Genomic DNA, 18962 nt, shown 5'->3' on the forward strand with positions numbered 1-18962 from the left:
AATCTAATACGCAGACCTTCCACCTCGAATACCGCTGTCCCATCCCCATCGGCGCGGTGGTCACATGCCACCGTCCTGCTGCGCGATCCACGCCGACGCCTCTCAGTGAGCTCGTTCGACGGAGATCCGTTCGATGCGCGGCAGCGCGATCGCCAGCACCGGCAGGTATCCCGCCGCCCAGACCGGAGCACCGAAGCTGAGGACACAACCACCCGGTACCTCGATCACCTCGTGCCGGGTAGCGCTCACTCCAGCCACCTTCCACGCCCAGAGCCGCCCCTCCACGAACTCGGTGATCTCGAAGGGCAGGGACAGCCCCACCGCGGTCGTGACCGTCCCTCGCGAGCCGGCTGTCAGGCCGGAGTCACCGTCGACCCGGGCGTCCGAGACGGTGGGCCCCCATCGCGGCCAGCTCTGCACGTCGGTGATCACTGACCACACCGTCTCCGCATCCACGTGCATCCGCAGTTCGGTCGTCCACATCCCTCGGCGGAAGGTACTTCGCATTCTCAGCATCGAACTCAGCGCAGCGGAACTCAGTGCAGCCGAACTCAGTGCAGTGGCGGACGCGAGGTGTTTCATCGTCCGGCCCGGCTGTACGGCTCCCGGGCTTCTCCGCCCTCGCCTCGCGGTGGGTTACTCCACCACTGCGATGGCGGTCTCCCCCGGTCGCGCGTGTGACGGATCATCAGCCCATGGTTGCAGAGCTTCTGCGGGCGCAACCGCCCATGGTGGTCACCACACCACTACCGCGGATGCGCCGGGTCAGCTGGTCCGGTCCAGGATGAGCCGAGTCGCTTCCCGGGGCGCGTCCCATTGCGGGAAGTGGCCGCACCGATCGAACCAGTGCAGTGTCGCGTCGGGGAACGCGCCGGCGGCTCGCCGGGCCTGGGCCGGGAGTGTCACCAGATCGCGACGCCCCCACCCGATGGTGACCCGTCCCGGGACCGTGCCCGCGGGGGCACCCTGCTGTGTGGGGCCCTTCGTGAGCGCGTCCATCGCCGGGCCCGTCGCCGGTGCGTCTGCCAGCCCGGCCACGTCGGGCAGCACGGTCTGTGCCGACAGCGCCCATGGCCGCGCAGACAGTTGCGCCAGCAGGGCGGTCCGACTCACCGGATTGCCCAGGAGTGCCGGGAGCGCTCCGCGCACAGCGCTGACCAGGGCGATCGACGGCCGCAGTGTGGCGCTGAAGATCGCCAGCTCGCGATCACTCCAGAACCCGCCGGGGTCCAGCGCCACGGTGTCGCCACCGACGCCGCGCCGGGCCAGCTCGAGAACGATCCGCCCACCCATCGACTGTCCGGCCGTGGACACCCCGTCCAGACCCGACTCTTCGATGAACCGGGCGACGGCGTCAGCCAGCGCCGCTATGGACACCTCACCCTCCAGCGGTGGGGACTCGCCGAAACCCGGCAGGTCGACCGCGATGACCTCGCGACGCGCTGCCAGATCGTCGATGATGGGTTCCCACGATCGCCACCCCGCGCCGAGTCCGTGCACGAGAAGTAGAGGGCTACCTTGCCCGCGTCGAACATGATGCAACGTCATGGGACAAGCCTACGGAGCGCGCGGATGAAAGGGCGCGCGTGACGTGTCACGATCAGGGCCCGGGTCCGAGGTGGCCGGCCGTCGTCAACTGATGGGACGATGGCGCCATGCGCACCCCACCCGGCATGGACCGCGATCGCGACGAAGACGGCCGCGCGCGCAATTCGCGCCCACGCGATGAACTCGGTCGGCCGTTGCCGATCGGCAGCGTCGGTGTCGAGCGCATTCCCGAGGATCTCGATCTGCCCCCCGCCCGATCGCTGGAATGGGCACAGGAACTGCTGGACCGCGGCCTCGCGTTCAATGCACACGAAGTTCTCGAGGGTGCCTGGAAGACCAGTCCCGATGACGAGCGCATGCTCTGGCAGGGCCTGGCCCAGTTGGCCGTCGGCATCACGCACATCCAGCGCGGCAACACCAAGGGGGCATTGTCGCTGCTCGCCCGTGCCGCCGAACGTATCGGCCACGGCGGCGGCCCCGCGCCTCACGGGATCGATGCGACAGGGTTGATCTCCCACGCTGACGCACTCATCGCCACCGTCGAGCGGGGCGACGAACCCTCTCCGGATCAGCTGACGCCGCGGCTTCTCGTCCCGTCAGCTCTCCCCTGACCTCCGCCAGACACTCCTCCCCTCGGGTCTCCCTGCTCTCGTGCGGTGATGCGCTCTGATCAGTGTTCGCCGACGGCGCGGGCGTATCCGACCGCGGCGTCGACACCGTGGGTCCAGGGTTCGCCGTGTCCGGGCAGGACGGTCGAGGCCCCGGTGGCGGCGATCGGGCCGAGGGACTCCATCGCGCGGGCGGTGTCGGCCGTGGCCGCCGAGGCGACGATCTGCGGTCCCGTGGCGCCGGTGTACGGGTCCAGGGTGACCAGGGCGTCCCCGCTGAGGACCGTGTCCCGGTCGGGTAGGTGCAGGATGCAGTGCCCTCCGGTGTGCCCGGGGGCGAACATCGCCACGGGACGACCCGGGACGTCGAGAGCGGGACCCACCGGTAGCTCCTCGGTGCCCTCGACCCCCTTGATCGTGAGAGCGCCGGCCATGGCCATCCTTCCGAGCACGGGAAGCGACCGGGGATGGGTGAACGGGTACAGGAAGCGGTTGCGCTGGGGTGTGTAGCTGTAGGGGTGCGCGGCCAGGTGTCCGTCCGCGGGGTGCACCAGCACCGGCACCTCCAGCTCGACCCGGGCGCGCCGTGCGAAGCCGACGTGGTCGAAGTGCCCGTGGGTGAGTACGAGAGCCCGCACGTCGGCGGGACCACGGCCCAGCCGACGGAGTGTCTCGGTCATGAGGTCCCACATGCTCGGCAGGCCGGCGTCGACGAGGGTCACCCCGTCATCGTCCTCCACGAGATAACAGTTGACGTGGGCATGCGCCAGGCGGTGGACCCGGTCGGCGACTTCGGTGGCGTCCACGGTGCTCCTCTCCGTCGGTGTCTCGGGCGGTCGACCGCGGATCGCGTCGACGTCTCACCCGCCCGCGGTTGCGCCCGCAGTTGTGTGACGAGGCTGCTCGCCGTCCGGCGCTCTCGCAACCGCTGGCCCCGGGCCACCTGGGTAGGTTGGGTGCAGTGAGCGCTCTCGTGCAGACCGGCGCCGCCGTCGCGCCGGTCGTGGTGGTCCTGGCCCTGTTGGCGCTCCGCTCCCTCTCTCTCCTGGCGGGAAGCGCCGGCCTGGTGGCCGCGCTCGTCGGTGCGATCACCGTTTTCCGGCCCGACGACGACGAGGTCCTCGCCTCACTGGCGCAACTCGGGCCGACGGTCCTCGAGGTCGCTCTCATCCTCCTCGGCGGCGTCCTGTTGGCCACCGCCCTGTCGGCGACCGGGAGCAGGGATCACATCGCCGGATGGCTCGAACGAGTCGGCTCCGGCGACGACCGGGTGCCCGCGATCCTGCTGCTGGTCTTCGGGTTGACCCCGTTCATGGAGTCGGTCACCGGCTTCGGACTCGGCGTGGTGATCACCGCCCCGCTTCTCGTCCGGATGGGACTGTCGCCGGTGAAGGCCGTCGTCACGGGGTTGCTCGGGTTGGTCCTGGTCCCGTGGGGCTCCCTCGGCCCCGGCACCCTCGTGGCCGCGGAGCTCGGCGGTCAGGACGTCGCGGAACTCGGATACTGGTCGGCTCTCCTGACCCTGCCGGTCCTCCTCGTGAGCATGACGACCGTCCTCGTCGTCGTCTCCACCCGGCCCTCCGCGCGCCACGTGGTTCTCGGCGCCGCCGTCGTCGTGACCCAGTGGGCCGCCCTCGTCGCGGCCAACGCGGCGGTCGGCGTCCCCCCGTCGGGCATCCTCGCCTCGACCGCCGTGATCGCCCTCCTCCTGGGGGTCGGGCGCGCCCGGCACGGCGTTCTCCCCGCGGTCACCGCCGAGCTCGGGCGCGCACTCATCCCGTTCGCGGTCCTGCTCGCGGGGATCCTCGGCGCCAGCGCCGTGCTCGCCCTCGCCGGCGCCCCGGCCGGGACGGGATGGCTCACCTCCCCCGCCCTCTGGGTGAACGTCGCGGCCCTCGTCGCGCTCCGCGTCTACACCACACCGGGCCCGCCCGTGACAAACCTGGTCCGGACGGCGCTGGCGACGTGGGTCCCCGTAGCGGGCAACGCCATCGTGTTCATGTCCATCGGCGTCGTCATGGCCGCCGCCGGGATGGCCGCCCACCTCGCCGATCTCGCGTCCGGGTTCGGACCTGCGTCACTGGCCGGCATCCCGGCCATCGGGGCGCTGGGCGGCTACCTCACCGGCACCAACACCGGCGCGGCGGCCATGTTCTCCTCCGCCACCTCCGGCGCCGCGACCGGGCTGGGAGCCGACAGCCTCGTCACTCTCGCCGGCCAGAACGTCGGCGGGTCGTTCGCCATCATCGTCTCGCCCCCGCGCGTCGCCCTGGCCGTCGGCGTGGTCATGGCCGGACACACCCGGCTCCCCGGCGCCGCCACCCGGACGCTGGCCACCGCCGTCGTGGCCGCCACGATCATGCTCTGCGCGGCGGTCGCCGTCTTGGCGTAGGGTGCGGACCACGCGACCCAAGAGGCAGTTCACACCGAGAGGCAGTGAGTTCCACCATGAACCATGTGACCGAGACCGCCGACCGCATCCTCGCCCGCGCGAAGGAGTCCGCACACGGACGCCACGCCGAGATCCTCGTTCGCGAGGGGCCGCTCCGGCAGTCCCTGCTCGCGCTGACGGAGGGCACCGAACTCGAGGAGCACAACTCTCCCCCGGCCGCGAGCCTCTACCTCCTCCAGGGCGCCGTCCGCGTCACGGGCGAGGGGGACACCGACATCGCCGCTGGCGAACTGCACACACTCACCCACCACCGCCACGCCGTCACCGCGCTCGCCGATTCCGTCTTCCTCCTGACGACGGTCACCAGCATCGCCGGCCAGGGCAGCTACGACGAACCCGCCACTCCCTGACCACCCGCGCCACATCCCGACCACCCGCGCCACAGTCTGACCACTTTGCCTCTGCTGCACCCTGGCGCGGACGGCGGACGCGGCGGATACTCGTCCCATGCGCACCCGGCACCTGGGCGTGGTCATCCGCCGCTCCCCCGACGAGGTCTACGCCCTCGCCGCCGACCCCGCCCACCTGCCGTCGTGGGCGGCCGGACTCGCGGCGGGTGAGGTGCGATCCGACGGCGACATTCTCGTCGTCAACTCCCCCATGGGCGAGGTCCGCGTCCGGTTCGCGCCCACCAACGCGTTCGGTGTCCTGGACCACGAGGTCACACTCCCCGACGGGACGGTCACCCTCAACCCCCTGCGGGTCCTTCCCCATCCGCATGGGAGCGAGGTGGTGTTCACCCTGCGTGGAGCCGACGGCGGCGCCGACGAGGACGACGTCGAACGGGACGCCGCCGCCGTGGCCGAGGATCTCGACCGCCTGCGCCAGTTACTCGACACGGCCGCACCATCTGTAGAGGACACTTCGCAGGCCCCGGCGCGTCCTGCCGAACCGGCGGAGATCCGCATGGCCACGCCCGCGGACGCGGAGTCACTGGGGCGCCTGCTGTTCGACTTCAACACCGAATTCGGCGCGGAGACCCCGGACGGCCCCACCGCCGCCGCCCGATTCGAGTACCTGCTGCGCCGGGACGACGTCCTGGCGGTCCTCGCTCGAGTCGGCTCGGATATCGGCGGCGAGAACACGGCGGACATCGGGTTCGCGTTCCTCACCCTGCGCCCCACCCCCCTGTGGGACGGTCCGCTGGCACAGCTCGAGGAACTCTACGTCCGTCATGACCTCCGCGGGAACGGGGTGGGGACCGCGCTGCTGGCCCGCGCCGTCGACGAGGTGCGGTCCCGCGGCAGCGAGGAGATACTCATCAACGTGGACACCAACGACGCCGGTGCCCGTCGGTTCTACGAACGGCACGGGTTCTCCGACCGCGACCCCGACACCGGCTCCGGCATGCGGTGCTATCTCCGACAGCTCACGGTCGGACTGTGAGCGACTGGGCGACGGTCCCCAACGGTCCGGCCTCATCGTGGATCACGCTCGACGTCAGCCCCAGCCCGCCGGGCCCGAAGGTCACGCGTGTGTCGAACCCCAACCACTCGCCTGCCGGCGGGCGGGTGAGGTGCGCGGTGAGGTCGATGTTCGGATAGTGCACCGACGTCGGATCGGCCCGGACCGCCATCCCGTTGGCGATATCGAACAGAGCGGCCATCCGCGCCAGTGCGCTGACATCCTCGCCGGTCAGGAGTGGGACGCCGGTACGGACCCAGTACCGCGACCGGCCGGGGCCGTCGCTGATCCGCCGGACCTCGACCGAGGCGAGGTACCCCCCGCGCCAGATCGTGGTGGGGTCCCACGGCTCCATCCGCTCCGGCGGCGGGATCGGGGCGAATCCGGCGCCCGCGATCGCCTCGGTATCGCGGGGCTGCTGCAGCCACGCCCGCAGTCGGATGCCGGTGCGCTCGCCGTGCCCACAGGTGGCCTCGACCAACTCGATGGTGCGCCCCGGTCGGACGACCTCCACCCGGATGTCCATGATGTCCATCGGCACCACACCGAGCAGTTCGTAGGACAGGCGGGACACCACCATGGAATCGTCGCGACGAGCGGCCAGGTCGAGCTCGACGGCGTGGACGAGCAGACCGAGTGCGGGTCCGATGTGCTGGGTCGACTCGTCCCACGCTCCGCTCACGTGCTCGGTCGGGCGGAATCTGTCCGGCCCGAGGCGATCGAAGTACGCCATCTCCGTCCTCCAGTCGGTGAGTGGTGATTAACTAAAAAGCGTACACACCGACGTGGGAGAGACGATGCAGGACGAGACGTACGACGAGTTCACCGCCCCGATCGACGACAGGTACCTCGAGGACTACACCGAGGGCGCGAGGTACCGGTTCGGTGAGGAGTCGGTCGACGCCGACGAGATCATGGAGTTCGCGCGTCGGTACGACCCGCAGAGCATCCACACCGATCCCGAGGCGGCCGCCGCCGGCCCGTTCGGCGGACTCATCGCCAGCGGGTGGCAGACCGCCGCACTGATGATGCGCCTGTTCGCGGACAACTACCTGACCAGCGTGGCGAGCCTGGCCTCCCCCGGCATCGACGAACTGAGGTGGGTGCGCCCGCTGCGGCCGGGCGACCGTCTGACCCTGCTCTGCGAGACCACCGAGGTCCGACCGTCCAGGACCAAGCCGGACCGCGGCGTGCTCACCACCGATGTCACGCTGGTCAACCAGGACGGGGATCCGATCCTCACCGCCACCGCGATGAACATGGTCGCCCGTCGCGGATGACCCGGGCCGCCCGGCGCGGACGTGACTACAGACCCCGGCCCCACCCGGGGCCGCCCCCGCGGCTACAGACGGGGGGTGAGGTGGAAGACGGGTAGTTCGCGGCTGGTGCGCCGAGCGTAGATCTCGTAGTTCGGCCAGACACGGGCCGCCGCCGACCATGCCGAGTCCCGCTGGTCACCGGTCAATTCACGGACGTCCACGACCAGCCTCGCGCCGTAGACCGAGATCTCGACCTCGCCCTCGGCGGCGGCCCGGAGATTATGGACCCAGGCCGGGGTCTTCTGCCCACCCCAGTTCGACCCGACGACGACCAGCCCGTTCCCCCACGACGCGCACAACAGCGACGTGCTGCGTGGTGCGCCGCTCTTGCGACCAGGGACGTGCAGGGTCAGAGTGGGCAGCCCCGCGACCCGGAGAAGCGGCACCCGCCCGCGGGTGACCCGGTCGAGCCACCGGTCCACCGTCACGACAAGGTGAGAGTTCTCCCGGGTGGCGTCCTGTCGGCCGACCCACACGGCGATCGGGGTGAGGATGTTGCCCATGGGGCAAACCCTATGTCGTGCGCCCGTCCGCGCGCCGCCGGACCGCCTCACCGGCCGTCGCGAGCAGCTGAACCGACTCGACCCATCCACTGCGGAGCCCGGTCTCCAAGGCCGCCAGGTGGAACGACCACATCCGTCGGTAGACGGCGTCGAACCCCAGCGCGGCGGCATCGCGTCCGCGCTGTGCGAACGTCTCCGACCACAGGCGCACGGTCTCCGCATGATGAGCGGTGATCTCCACCCGCCCCCGGAGCGTCAGACAGGGCGCCCGGTCGACCATCTCGACGAGTTCCGACCACCCCACCGGGGGACCCGCCTCGGACACGTAACGGGACTCCCACGCGGCCAGCTCCACGACCGCCGGGGTGGGCCGACCCGGTGAGACCGTCGTCTGGAGGGCGAGACGGCCCCCCGGGCCGAGAAGCCGGGCGGCCACGGCGAGGACCTCGGCGTGCCCGGCGGATCCGGCGGTGATGCCGGGGTCCACCGCGACGACGGAGTCGACCGCGCCCGCGACTTCCGACGGCGCTCCGAGGAACAGCGAGATCTCCTCGTCGAGACCTGCCGCGGTGAACCTCGACCCGAGCGTCGCCAGTCTCTCCGTCGACGATGTCATGGTTCGGACGTGCGCCCCGCGCTCGGCAGCCCTCATGGGCAGTTCGCCCCACCCCGGTGTGGCGACCAGGGCACGGGTCCCCTCCCCGATCCCGGCCAGCGTCAACAGGGTGTCCGCGGCCCGGCGTTGGGCGTCGCCGAGGTCGGTGCGGCGGGGCGCAGCCGCCGGCGCTTCGAGGTGCACGACCTCGGTCCCGTCGTCCAACCGGGCACGGGTGCGCGCTCCGGAAGCGAACACTGCACCCGCGGTCGACATCGTCTCGTCCGTGTACAGCGAGGTCAGCGCGCCGGGGACCGAATCCTCCAGTTCCACGGCGACCGGCCCGCCACGCCGACGACCGCCACCGGCGGGGCCGCGACCCTCCCGGCCGTACGCGCGTTCACCAGGGTGCGCGCAGTCGGCGTTCGAGGCGATCCACGGGGCCAGCACCGCGATGGCGGCACACAGGTCCGGAGTAGCCCAGTCGCCCGCCATGAACGACTCGCCGAGCCCCACCACGCCGGCGTCCGCCAGCCGGGCCCAGAAGTGATCGGGTTCGCGCAGTACCACGCGCACCGGGGCGTCGTACTCTCCGGCCGCCGACGAATCGGGGTAGTCGATCCGCACCCCGAGCTCGCGCGCCGACCGCCGGAGCGCCTGGGCGACGAGCGCCGAGGGCTGTCCCCCCGGTCCGGACGGTGGCGCGAGCGCGGGCCAGCGTTCGAGGTCGACGGTCTGCGGTTCGACTCTGACCACCCTGTCCCTCCCTCCGGGGCTCTCGTCAGGTGGACGGTACCGTCGCCTGCGCGTCCGCCCGGTCAGGCGCGGCGGGGGGCCACCCACCCGCGTGCGGTGCGGCTACCTGTGCACGGGGTCAGGCGGAGCACTATCCTGGGGACCCGTGCCCGGCGTCATCCCGCGCGGGCCCCAGACCGACGAGGCCACCGAGCCCCTCAACCCAGACCAGCCTCATCAGGAGCCGCCATGACCGAGCCCGCAACCGACCAGGTCACAGCCACCGCACCGGCCGGCCGCCGGCACCGCGTCGTCATCGTCGGCTCCGGCTTCGGCGGTCTGTTCGCCGCGCAGCAGCTCGCCAAAGCGGACGTCGACGTGACCCTGGTGGCCAGGACCGGCCACCACCTGTTCCAGCCCCTGCTGTACCAGGTGGCCACCGGCATCCTCTCCGTGGGCGAGATCGCCCCGCCGACGCGACTCATCCTGAGGGATCAGAAGAACGCCACCGTGGTCCTGGGTGATGTCGACACGATCGACGTGGCAGGGAAGAGGATCCACGCCTCGGCAGGACACATCGACTTCGATCTCGAGTACGACAGCCTGGTCGTCGCCGCGGGGGCCAACCAGTCCTACTTCGGGAACGACCACTTCGAGCGGTGGGCGCCGGGGATGAAGACCGTCGACGATGCGCTCGAGTTGCGCAGCCGCATCCTCGGCTGCTTCGAGCAGGCCGAGGTCATCGACGACGAGGAGGAGCGCCGCCGGCTGCTGACCTTCATCATCGTCGGGGCCGGCCCGACCGGGGTCGAGATGGCGGGTCAGGTCGCCGAGCTCGCCCAGCACACCCTGAAGGACAGCTTCCGCCGCATCGATCCGGCGTCCGCACGCGTGATCCTCCTCGACGCCGCCCCGGCCGTGTTGCCCCCGTTCGGAAACAACCTCGGCCACGCGGCCCGCGCTCGGCTGGAGAAGATGGGCGTCGAGATCCAGCTCAACGCCATGGTCACCAACGTCGACTACCAGGGCATCGAGGTCAAGGACCCGGACGATTCGGTCCGCCGGATCGACGCCTCGTGCAAGATCTGGTCCGCGGGCGTCAAGGCCAGCCCGCTCGGCAAGCAACTCGCCGACCAGACGGATGCGGAGATCGACCGTGCCGGGCGCGTGCTGGTCAACAAGGACCTCTCACTGCCCGGTCACCCGGAGATCTTCGTCGTGGGCGACATGATGAGCCTCGACGGATTGCCCGGTGTCGCGCAGGTCGCCATCCAGGGCGGCAAGTATGCGGCCAAGCAGATCATGGCCGAGGTGGAGAAGGGCCGGACCCCAGCCGAGCGGAAGCCGTTCAAGTACTTCGACAAGGGGTCCATGGCCACGGTGTCGCGCTACAGCGCAGTCGTGAAGATGGGACCGATCGAGATCTCGGGCTTCATCGCCTGGGTCATGTGGCTGGTGGTACACCTCGCCTACCTGATCGGCTTCAAGAACCGGATCACCACCATGTTCTCGTGGGGCATGCACATGGGCGGCGACCACCGGTCGCAGCTGACCTCCACCAAGCAGTGGGTCTACGCGCGCCAGGCCATCGAGCGGGTGGCTGCGGACGAGGCGGCCGCACTCCAGTCGGCCGAGCGGTCCCGCGTCGAGGCGCAGCAGTCGGCGTCCGCCTCGGCCACGACCGACTGACCGGGGCGAGACGGCGACGCGCCCGGCGGGATCCACCCGCCGGGCGCGTCTTTCTCTCTGCCAGGGAGTTCTCCCGGTCTCAGACGCTTCCCTGCCCGCTTACTGGAGATTCGCGAGCCGTACCTGCCCGACCGCTGCGGTGCGCCCCCGGTCGTCCTCGATCTCGACCCGCCAGAGTTGCTGTGAGCGGCCGCGGTGGACGGGCGTGCCCGTCGCCGTGAGGGTGCCCTCCGTGACGGCGCGCAGGAAGTCGGTGGAGTTGTTGACACCGACCACCTTGCCCTCGCCACCGAGCCACACCGCGCCGGCGATACTCGCGACCTCCTCCGCGATCGCGCAGTACACACCGCCATGGACGATCCCGTAGGGCTGGTGGAGATGCGGCCCCACCGTCACCGTGACGACCACCTTGTCGGGCGTCACCTCGGTGTATTCCATCCCGATCCCGCCGCCGAACCCGGTCCCGGAATGGGAACGGATCATGTTGATGAATTCGCTACGAGCCGCCTCGGACATCCGACCTCTTTCCCCGGCCCGGCGTGCCCGGGCGTCCGGGACGGAACGTTACCCGCGGGGACGGGCGCCCGTCGCGACTCCCTCGACGCGCAGCGCGCCTACGACGCTCAGCGGACCGATCGCCAACCGCGGTCCCGCACGGGGATCGGCCCGGCACCGGGGGTGCGTGGGAGCCGGCTCCGTCGCCGGACCGCCAGGCCCGAGTCGTGGAGAGCCTGCAGGACCATCTGCCCGCGACGGTAGCCGGTCTCCTGACTGGTCTCCGCGAACGTGGGGACGATCGTCGCGGCGCCGAGGACGCACTCGCCCGCCATCGACCACAGCGTCTCCACACTGCAGTTGCTCACCGCCGACAGCCCCTCGAACACCGTCGTCAGTGTCGCGCGCGACCGGCAGGCGAGCCACTGCGCCAATGCCTGCTCGCAGGGCAGGATCACGGTGCCGGGCGAACCCGCGACGGGGTCGTCGGGCAGCATCCTCAGGGTGGTGTCGCGGACGCCCGCCCAGTCCAGGCCGCCCTCGATGTCGGTTCGCACGGCCATGTTCTCGGCGCCGGTGTCCCACACCCTGCCGATGGTGACGAAACTGGCCACGGCCCTGCCGAGGACGCCGTGGGTGAATGCCTCCGCCACGAGATAGGTCGAGAAACGGATATCGCCGGACTCCGCGAAGTGGTTGCGGAACATGAGTTCCACCCGCCCGCTGTCGACCGCCTGCTCGAGCGGCACCCACCGACGTCGCGACTGCGTGCCCAGATCAGCGATCGAGTAGAACTTGGGATAGCCCGCGCGAAAGCCGCCGAGCGCCTCGACCGTGTCGTCGAACACGGTGCGTGTCCCCATCAACTGCGTGGGCAGCGTTGAGCCGGTCATGTCTGGTCTTCCCCCTAGTCGGTTCCTCTACACGGCCGGTCCGTCCCTACGAAGTACGTCCCGGCACCGCGATCCGACCCCCCGATCCGCAGTGGCCCAGGTCATCCGGCCGGTATTAAGTGTTACAACAGACACCCGTCCGTAACCAAGGGATTTCGCCCGGTTCGGCCAAACGGTGCACTCAGTGCACGTCTGATCTGTCAGCAAGAACACAGGTGGTGTTCAGCCACGCGGTGAGTGTCGGTACCCATCACCGCAGGTCCGACCGGCCGGGGGGGCGTCGACTACTCTGAACACCATGAGCACTGAACGCGAAGGCGCGACGCCCACCTCCGACACTGCCGGAACCGCCGATATCGGTGTGACCGGTCTCGCCGTCATGGGCTCGAACATCGCCCGCAACTTCGCCCGGCACGGGTACACGGTCGCCGTCCACAACCGCTCCGCGGGGAAGACCGACGCACTGCTCGGCGCGCACGGCGATGACGGGGACTTCGTCCGCACCGAGACGATCGAGGAGTTCGCGGCAGCGCTGCGTTCCCCCCGTCGGGCACTGGTCATGGTCCAGGCCGGCGCACCGACCGATGCAGTGATCGACGCGCTCGCCGATGCCTTCGACGAGGGCGACATCATCATCGATGGTGGCAACTCCCTGTACACGGACACCATCCGGCGCGAGAAGGCCATGGCCGCGCGCGGAATCCGGTTCATCGGTGCCGGGATCTCCGGCGGCGAGGAAGGGGCCCTGGAGGGACCGTCCATCATGCCGGGCGGCCCGGCCTCCAGCTATGAGGTCGTCGGGCCGATGCTCGAGGACATCTCGGCGAAGGTCGACGGGATCGCCTGCTGTACCCATGTCGGCGAGGACGGCTCGGGTCACTTCGTCAAGATGGTCCACAACGGCATCGAATACTCGGACATGCAGCTCATCGGCGAGGCCTACCATCTCCTCCGGGGCGTGGCCGGGATCGAGCCGGCCGCCATGGCCGATACATTCCGCGAATGGAACACAGGCGAACTCGACTCCTACCTCATCGAGATCACCGCCGAGGTCCTCGCCCAGGTGGACGCCGAGACCGGCGCCGCCCTGGTGGACGTGATCGTGGATCGGGCCGGGCAGAAGGGCACCGGTCGCTGGACCGTCAAGTCCGCTCTCGACCTGGGCGTCCCCGTCACCGGTATCGCCGAGGCGGTGTTCGCGCGAGCCCTCTCGAGCTCGGTTCCGCAGCGCGAAGCCGGTCGGGCCCTGCCCGCGGGCTCCGTATCCACTCCCGCCGGGATCGGCCCCGATTTCGTGGAGGACGTGCGCAAGGCGCTCTACGCGTCCAAGGTCATCGCCTACGCCCAGGGGTTCGATCAGATCACCGCTGCCAACGCCGAGCACGGCTGGGAAGTGGCGCGCGGTGACCTCGCCACCATCTGGCGCGGGGGTTGCATCATCCGCGCCACGTTCCTCGACCGCATCCGCGAGGCGTACGCCGAGAACGGCGATCTCCCCTCACTCCTCGCCGCGCCGTACTTCGCCGAGGCCCTGTCCGACTGCGTGGACAGTTGGCGCCGGGTCGTGACGACCGCGGTGACCGCAGGGATCCCCGCACCCGGGTTCTCCGCCGCCCTGGCCTACTACGACGGCCTCCGGACCGAACGCCTGCCGGCCGCGCTCATCCAGGGCCAGCGTGACTTCTTCGGCGCGCACACCTACCAGCGCACCGATCGAGAGGGGAGCTACCACACCCTCTGGAGCGGCGACCGTTCAGAGGTGCGGGCCTGACCGGCCCGCGGCCCGGGGAACTGGGCCGCCTGCTCGAGGAGTTGGGAGTCGCGGTCCCGATCCGGCACGCCGTGTCGGGTCTGGTTCCGGGGACGCCCACCCCGATCCAGGCCGCCGCCCTCGCGGATGCCGTCGGGGGCGCGAACCTCCTGGCCGTCGCCCCCACCGGATCGGGCAAGACGTTGGTGTTCGCCATCGCGGTGGCCCACCGCCTCGCCGGGTCGCCGAGCCTGACCGGCCGGCCCCGCGCCCTGGTCGTCGCCCCCACTCGCGAACTGGCCGAGCAGAACGCCGAGGTCCTCGCCGCGGTGGGCGCGGGCGCCGGGCTGAAGATCGCCTCGTTCGTCGGGGGACAACCCCTCAAACGGGACCGGCGCGCGCTCATAGCTCCGGTCGACGTGGCCGTCGGGACCCCCGGGCGTCTCGCCGACCTGGTGCGCGCCTCGGCCCTGTCCCTGGACGGTGTGGACCTGGTGGTGCTCGACGAAGCCGATCAACTGCTGGGTCCGTCCTTCGCCGAGCAGACAGAGGCCCTTCTCGCCGACTGCGTCGGCGCGGGCCTCGTGGCGACCACCGCCACGGCCGACGACGACATCGAGTCGATTCTGGAACGCACACGCCCGGGACTCCGGGTGCACCGCGTGGAGCACTCACCGCTCCCGTCGTCGGCCCCCACCCGCGGCGACTCCGAGGCGGCCGGGGCACCTCGTCGACTGGTGGTGCTCTCGACCCCGGACCCGGACCGTCTGGTGGTCCGCCTGGCGGCACGGTGCACCCGTGGCCTGTTCTTCGTCCCCAGACGGGACGCCGTGGAGCCCCTGCGTTCGGCAATCGCCGACACCGGCGTCACCGCTGCCGGGGTCGCGGGGTCCGCCTCCCCCACCCGCCGGGCGGCCGCGTTCGCCGATCTGGCATCGGGCGCGGTGAGGGTCCTGGTGAGCACCGACCTGGCGGGGCGGGGCCTCGACATCGACAGCATCGGACACGTGGTGCACGTGGGCCCACCGCACTCGATGGACGACCTCGTCCACCGCTCCGGGAGAACCGGTCGAGGCGACGCCCGGGCCGGCGTCGTCGCCGCGGTTCTCCGTCCCTTCGAGGTCGCCAAGGTCGCCGACCAGGCACGTTCGGCCGGTATGACGGTCGAGATCGTCGACACCTCCCGGTCCGACACGGAGCGGGTCATCGACGCGCTGTTCGGCCCGGAGATCGTCCTGCCACGTGCCCGCAGGGCACCCGCACCGCCGGAGCGGTCCCGCCGCCCCTCGCAACCCCGACGTCCGACGCAGTCCCGGGTTCACCGCCCCAAACGGAAGAAGCGCTCGTGACTTCCGCGCGTCGACGGGACCGTCATCGGGACGGTGCCCCGGTCGTCGTTCCCGAAGAACTCTGGCGCCTTCGCGAACAGCGACACCACGACAGGGTCGACCGTCTCACCACCGACCACCTGGAGCGTCGTCGCAGGGGCGAGCAACACCCGGTCGTCGACTTCCTCTTCACCTACTACCGCACCAGCGTCGCCACCGTCCGACGGTGGCACCCGGGCCCGGGTGTCCTACTGGAGAGCGCCCACCTGACCGAACGTCAGGACTGGCGCCACTACCGCCGGGAGAGTGTGGCCGGCCGGGAGGGGCTCGTGGTCGACGCACCCTCGGTGTGGCGACGCGCCGGCGGCAGGATCACACGGGCACGTGACGTGATCGCGTCCACCGCGTCCCGCCGGGGCGCCACCGGATGCTTCGGTCTGCACGAATGGGCGATGCTGTACGAGACCGGACAGGGGGACGTCCGGCACGGCCGGGTACCCCTGCGGCTCCCACACGAGCGGATCGACGAGGTCGTCCGAGGTTCCCGCCTGCGGTGCACGCACTTCGACGCTTTCCGCTTCTTCACCGATGCCGCCGTCCCCCGAAACCAGGATTCGCTGACCCGGGACGACCAACTCCGACTGGAGCAGCCTGCCTGTCTCCACGCCGGAATGGACATCTACGCCCACACCGCGACGGTGGAGGCGGGAGCACCGGGGGAACTACTCTTGGACTCCCTCGCGGCGGCATTCGACGCGCGGGAGGTGGACATGCGGTCCTCCCCCTACGATCTGTCCTCCTGGGGGCTCCGACCGATCCGGGTGGAGACCAGCGAGGGTCGGGCCGAGTTCGTCGCGTTCCAGAAGAAGTGGACGGAGCGCACACAGCGCCTCAGGTCGAGATTCCTCGCCGCCGTCGACACACTGGAGGACCTGGCGTCCCCCGTGGGCGATCTAGTGACCTGAGGACGTGAGCTGAGGACTCGTCACACCGGGGCCGCGTCGAACTGGTCTACGGCCACCTCGGCGACGACTCTGCCGAACTCGCCGTAGGCTTCCGCTCCCGCGGTGGCGCTGCGCAGTACCAATCCGATCGTGCGGCCCGGGACGGGATCAGCGAACCTCGCGACCGCGATCCCCGGATCCCGGGTCTCGGGACCGACCGCGGACTCGGGGACGAGCGTCACGCCCAGACCACCCGCCACACACCGAACCGCGGTGGTCAGCGATGCGGCTCGGGACTCCCCTCTGCCCAACACGGGGGCGGACACCCGGCGGCACAGTTCCACCGTCTGTTCGCGCAGACAGTGCCCCTCGTCGAGCATCAACAGCGGTTGGTCGACGAGGATCTCCAAGGGCAACCCCTCTCTGCCCGCGAGTTCGTGATCCGCGGGCACGAGGAGCGCGAAGGGCTCGCTGTACAGCGGCGTGGCGGCCACCCCCACAGCGTCCGTGGGGACGGCCATGATCGCCAGGTCGATCACGCCGCTCCGGAGTCCGTCCAGGAGCCTGGCCGTCTGATCCTCGACGACCCTCGGTCGCAGGTCCGGGAACCGCTCCCCCAGTGCGGGCAGCAGCCCGGGCAAGAGATAGGGAGCCACCGTCGGGATGACCCCGATGCGCAGCGAGCCGAACAACGGCCCGTCGCTTCCCGCCGCCGCGTCCGCCACCGCGTCCATCGCGGTCACCGCGGCCCGGGCGTACGGCAGGAGCCGGTGACCCGCGGGGGTGACGAGGACGGAGCGGGTGCTGCGCTCGACCAGGTGGAGACCGAGCCCGTCCTCCAGCGTCGCCAGGGCCTGGGACAGCGAGGGCTGGCTCATGCCGAGGTCCTCCGCGGCGCTACGAAAGTGCAGCCGCTCCGCCACCGCGAGGAACACCCGGAGCTGCATGAGACTCGGAACGAACCGATGATCGGCCATGTCGATGAGTCTATGCCCGGCGATAACCAGAAGTCGATGATTATTTGCACAATCCTATGAGTGATCTACCTCTCATCGACTTTACCTCTCATAGGAAGTGGGGCATAGTCGGGTTCGTCCGTCCGACACAGGCACATCCTCAGGAGGATCACATGGCTATTCTCACCATCGGCGACCAGTTCCCCGACTTCGAACTCACCGCACTCAAGGGCGGTGACCTGCAGGCGGTCAACGCCCAGCAGCCGGAGGACTACTTCGAGACCGTCACCAACCAGTCCTACGAGGGCAAGTGGCGCGTGATCTTCTTCTACCCGAAGGACTTCACCTTCGTCTGCCCCACGGAGATCGCCGCGTTCGGCAAGCTCGACGAGGACTTCCAGGACCGCGACACGCAGATCCTCGGCGGCTCCATCGACAACGAGTTCGCGCACTTCAACTGGCGTGCGACCAACGACGAGCTCAAGACCGTGCCGTTCCCGCTGCTGTCGGACATCAAGCACGAGCTCATCCGCGCTCTCGGCGTGGAGAACGCCGACGGTGTCGCAGATCGTGCCACCTTCATCGTCGACCCGGACAACGTCATCCAGTTCGTCTCGGTCACCCCGGACGCTGTCGGCCGCAACGTGGACGAGGTTCTCCGCGTCCTCGACGCCCTCCAGTCGTCCGAGGTCTGCGCCTGCAACTGGCAGAAGAACGACCCGACGAAGAACATCAACAAGATGGACATGCTGCAGGAGGGCATCAAGTGAGCATCGAGAACCTGAAGTCCGGACTCCCCGAGTTCGCCAAGGATCTCAAGCTGAACCTGGGTTCGCTCGCGCGATCCACCGAGCTGAACCAGCAGCAGCTCTGGGGGACGTTCCTCGCCACCGCCGCTGCGACCAAGTCGGCGACCGTCCTGTCAGAGATCGCGGACGAGGCCCGCCAGCACCTGTCGGACGAGGCGTTCAACGCCGCCCTCGGCGCCGCCTCGATCATGGGGATGAACAACGTGGCCTACCGCGCCAAGGAGTTCCTGGGCGATGACTACACCCAGGTCCGCATGGGCCTGCGGATGAACATCATCGCCAACCCGGGCGTGGAGAAGGCCGACTTCGAGCTGTGGTCGATGGCCGTCTCCACGATCAACGGCTGCGAGAACTGTACTGCCGCTCACGATGCCGTCATCCGCAAGGAGGGCATCACCAAGGAGCAGGCCTGGGAGGCGGTGAAGATCGCCGGCACCGTCGCCGGCGTCGCACAGGCCGTCGAGATCGACGCAAACATCTGATCCTCACCCTCCCCCGGTGAACACGGGCCCCGCTGACCGCGCGTCAGCGGGGCCCTGTCGTCTCTTCCGGTTGCGGGCGCGCGGCGAGTTGCCCCTCCCGCAAAACACTCCCCGGCACTAGGTTCGTATGTAGAGCCGGGGGAAATCCTTCGCGGCGCACCTAGCGATCTGGAGACGTCATGACTACCGGAGGTACCCCGTCAGGGGACGGCTTCCCGAACGATCCGTCCAACCCCGGCCCGGGCGAGCCGAACTGGGGCCGGGGTTACGGGGAACAGGGCCACGGGAACCAGAATTACGGCCCGACGCAGGGTCAGGAACCCTACCCGGGGCAGGGTTACGGTCAGGAGCCCTACCCCGGTCAGGGTCAAGGTCACGAGCCCTACCCCGGCCAGGGATACGGACAGCAGGGTTACGGGCAGCAGAATTAGAGGTTCCGCCAGTAGGTGAGG

The 18962-nt window shown here is 70.0% G+C and carries 20 protein-coding genes; 11 read left to right on the forward strand and 9 right to left on the reverse strand.

Going from position 1 to position 18962, the window contains the following annotated elements:
* Positions 1 to 102 precede the first annotated feature (102 nt).
* Both AYO52_RS11605 and AYO52_RS11610 read right to left on the reverse strand, forming a co-directional pair.
* Entirely contained in the window at positions 103 to 483 is a 381-nt protein-coding gene (locus AYO52_RS11605; protein WP_067717372.1) for an SRPBCC family protein, read from the reverse strand.
* 282 nt (positions 484 to 765) lie between these two features.
* The gene (locus tag AYO52_RS11610; protein ID WP_067717374.1) at positions 766 to 1548 is read right to left on the reverse strand and encodes an alpha/beta fold hydrolase; all 783 of its coding nucleotides are present in this window, start codon (positions 1546 to 1548) and stop codon (positions 766 to 768) included.
* A gap of 107 nt (positions 1549 to 1655) precedes the next feature.
* Here AYO52_RS11610 and AYO52_RS11615 point away from each other — a divergent pair, with 107 nt between their 5' ends.
* Complete coding sequence (locus AYO52_RS11615; RefSeq protein WP_082923965.1) at positions 1656 to 2159, forward strand: DUF309 domain-containing protein; 504 nt, start codon at positions 1656 to 1658, stop codon at positions 2157 to 2159.
* 59 nt (positions 2160 to 2218) lie between these two features.
* On the opposite strand, the gene AYO52_RS11620 is transcribed toward AYO52_RS11615, so the two are convergent.
* Entirely contained in the window at positions 2219 to 2962 is a 744-nt protein-coding gene (locus AYO52_RS11620; protein ID WP_067717375.1) for an MBL fold metallo-hydrolase, read from the reverse strand.
* Positions 2963 to 3117: 155 nt separating this feature from the next.
* Between AYO52_RS11620 and AYO52_RS11625 the strand changes: the two genes are divergently transcribed.
* The 3 genes from AYO52_RS11625 to AYO52_RS18930 all read left to right on the forward strand — a co-directional run bounded on the left by AYO52_RS11625 (position 3118) and on the right by AYO52_RS18930 (position 5994).
* A complete protein-coding gene (locus tag AYO52_RS11625) occupies positions 3118 to 4548 on the forward strand; it encodes an L-lactate permease (RefSeq protein WP_067717377.1) in 1431 nt (476 codons plus the stop codon).
* 56 nt (positions 4549 to 4604) lie between these two features.
* Complete coding sequence (locus tag AYO52_RS11630) at positions 4605 to 4958, forward strand: cupin (RefSeq protein ID WP_067717414.1); 354 nt, start codon at positions 4605 to 4607, stop codon at positions 4956 to 4958.
* A gap of 556 nt (positions 4959 to 5514) precedes the next feature.
* Entirely contained in the window at positions 5515 to 5994 is a 480-nt protein-coding gene (locus AYO52_RS18930; protein WP_067717421.1) for an N-acetyltransferase, read from the forward strand.
* On the opposite strand, the gene AYO52_RS11640 is transcribed toward AYO52_RS18930, so the two are convergent.
* Positions 5978 to 6745: a thioesterase family protein gene (locus AYO52_RS11640; RefSeq protein ID WP_067717380.1), complete on the reverse strand. Its 768-nt coding sequence runs from the start codon at positions 6743 to 6745 to the stop codon at positions 5978 to 5980. The genes AYO52_RS18930 and AYO52_RS11640 overlap by 17 nt on opposite strands.
* A 64-nt stretch (positions 6746 to 6809) precedes the next feature.
* Here AYO52_RS11640 and AYO52_RS11645 point away from each other — a divergent pair, with 64 nt between their 5' ends.
* A complete protein-coding gene (locus AYO52_RS11645; RefSeq protein WP_067717382.1) occupies positions 6810 to 7292 on the forward strand; it encodes a MaoC family dehydratase in 483 nt (160 codons plus the stop codon).
* 62 nt (positions 7293 to 7354) lie between these two features.
* Here the strand turns inward: AYO52_RS11645 and AYO52_RS11650 are convergent, their stop codons facing one another.
* Both AYO52_RS11650 and AYO52_RS11655 read right to left on the reverse strand, forming a co-directional pair.
* Positions 7355 to 7834: a nitroreductase family deazaflavin-dependent oxidoreductase gene (locus AYO52_RS11650; RefSeq protein WP_067717384.1), complete on the reverse strand. Its 480-nt coding sequence runs from the start codon at positions 7832 to 7834 to the stop codon at positions 7355 to 7357.
* Positions 7835 to 7844: 10 nt separating this feature from the next.
* Positions 7845 to 9185, reverse strand: a complete 1341-nt coding sequence (locus tag AYO52_RS11655; protein WP_067717386.1) for a class I SAM-dependent methyltransferase — start codon at positions 9183 to 9185, stop codon at positions 7845 to 7847.
* A gap of 228 nt (positions 9186 to 9413) precedes the next feature.
* On the opposite strand from AYO52_RS11655, the gene AYO52_RS11660 reads away from it, so the two are divergent.
* Entirely contained in the window at positions 9414 to 10853 is a 1440-nt protein-coding gene (locus tag AYO52_RS11660) for an NAD(P)/FAD-dependent oxidoreductase (protein ID WP_067717394.1), read from the forward strand.
* A 99-nt stretch (positions 10854 to 10952) separates the two neighbouring features.
* Here the strand turns inward: AYO52_RS11660 and AYO52_RS11665 are convergent, their stop codons facing one another.
* Positions 10953 to 11369 carry a PaaI family thioesterase gene (locus tag AYO52_RS11665; protein ID WP_067717395.1) on the reverse strand — a complete coding sequence of 139 codons (417 nt, stop codon included), beginning with the start codon at positions 11367 to 11369 and terminating at the stop codon, positions 10953 to 10955.
* 107 nt (positions 11370 to 11476) lie between these two features.
* Positions 11477 to 12241 (reverse strand): hypothetical protein, encoded by a 765-nt coding sequence (locus tag AYO52_RS11670; protein ID WP_067717397.1) that lies wholly within the window; start codon positions 12239 to 12241, stop codon positions 11477 to 11479.
* A 298-nt stretch (positions 12242 to 12539) separates the two neighbouring features.
* Here AYO52_RS11670 and gndA point away from each other — a divergent pair, with 298 nt between their 5' ends.
* The 3 genes from gndA to AYO52_RS11685 are packed head-to-tail and all read left to right on the forward strand — an operon-like array spanning position 12540 to position 16284.
* Positions 12540 to 14012 (forward strand): NADP-dependent phosphogluconate dehydrogenase, encoded by a 1473-nt coding sequence (gndA, locus tag AYO52_RS11675; RefSeq protein ID WP_067717399.1) that lies wholly within the window; start codon positions 12540 to 12542, stop codon positions 14010 to 14012.
* Between the two features lie 41 nt (positions 14013 to 14053).
* Entirely contained in the window at positions 14054 to 15340 is a 1287-nt protein-coding gene (locus AYO52_RS11680; RefSeq protein WP_235027775.1) for a DEAD/DEAH box helicase, read from the forward strand.
* On the forward strand, positions 15337 to 16284 hold the full coding sequence (locus tag AYO52_RS11685; protein ID WP_067717404.1) for a hypothetical protein: 948 nt from the start codon (positions 15337 to 15339) through the stop codon (positions 16282 to 16284). Before AYO52_RS11680 ends, AYO52_RS11685 begins: the two co-directional genes overlap by 4 nt.
* Before the next feature lie 20 nt (positions 16285 to 16304).
* On the opposite strand, the gene AYO52_RS11690 is transcribed toward AYO52_RS11685, so the two are convergent.
* Positions 16305 to 17240, reverse strand: a complete 936-nt coding sequence (locus tag AYO52_RS11690) for a hydrogen peroxide-inducible genes activator (RefSeq protein ID WP_067717406.1) — start codon at positions 17238 to 17240, stop codon at positions 16305 to 16307.
* 152 nt (positions 17241 to 17392) lie between these two features.
* Here AYO52_RS11690 and AYO52_RS11695 point away from each other — a divergent pair, with 152 nt between their 5' ends.
* A complete protein-coding gene (locus AYO52_RS11695) occupies positions 17393 to 17989 on the forward strand; it encodes a peroxiredoxin (protein WP_067717408.1) in 597 nt (198 codons plus the stop codon).
* Positions 17986 to 18510 (forward strand): carboxymuconolactone decarboxylase family protein, encoded by a 525-nt coding sequence (locus tag AYO52_RS11700; RefSeq protein WP_067717410.1) that lies wholly within the window; start codon positions 17986 to 17988, stop codon positions 18508 to 18510. The genes AYO52_RS11695 and AYO52_RS11700 overlap by 4 nt, the downstream gene beginning before the upstream one ends.
* Positions 18511 to 18962 lie beyond the last annotated feature (452 nt).

The sequence above is a fragment of the Dietzia sp. 111N12-1 genome (assembly GCF_001658045.1).
GTDB classification, from domain to species: domain Bacteria; phylum Actinomycetota; class Actinomycetes; order Mycobacteriales; family Mycobacteriaceae; genus Dietzia; species Dietzia kunjamensis.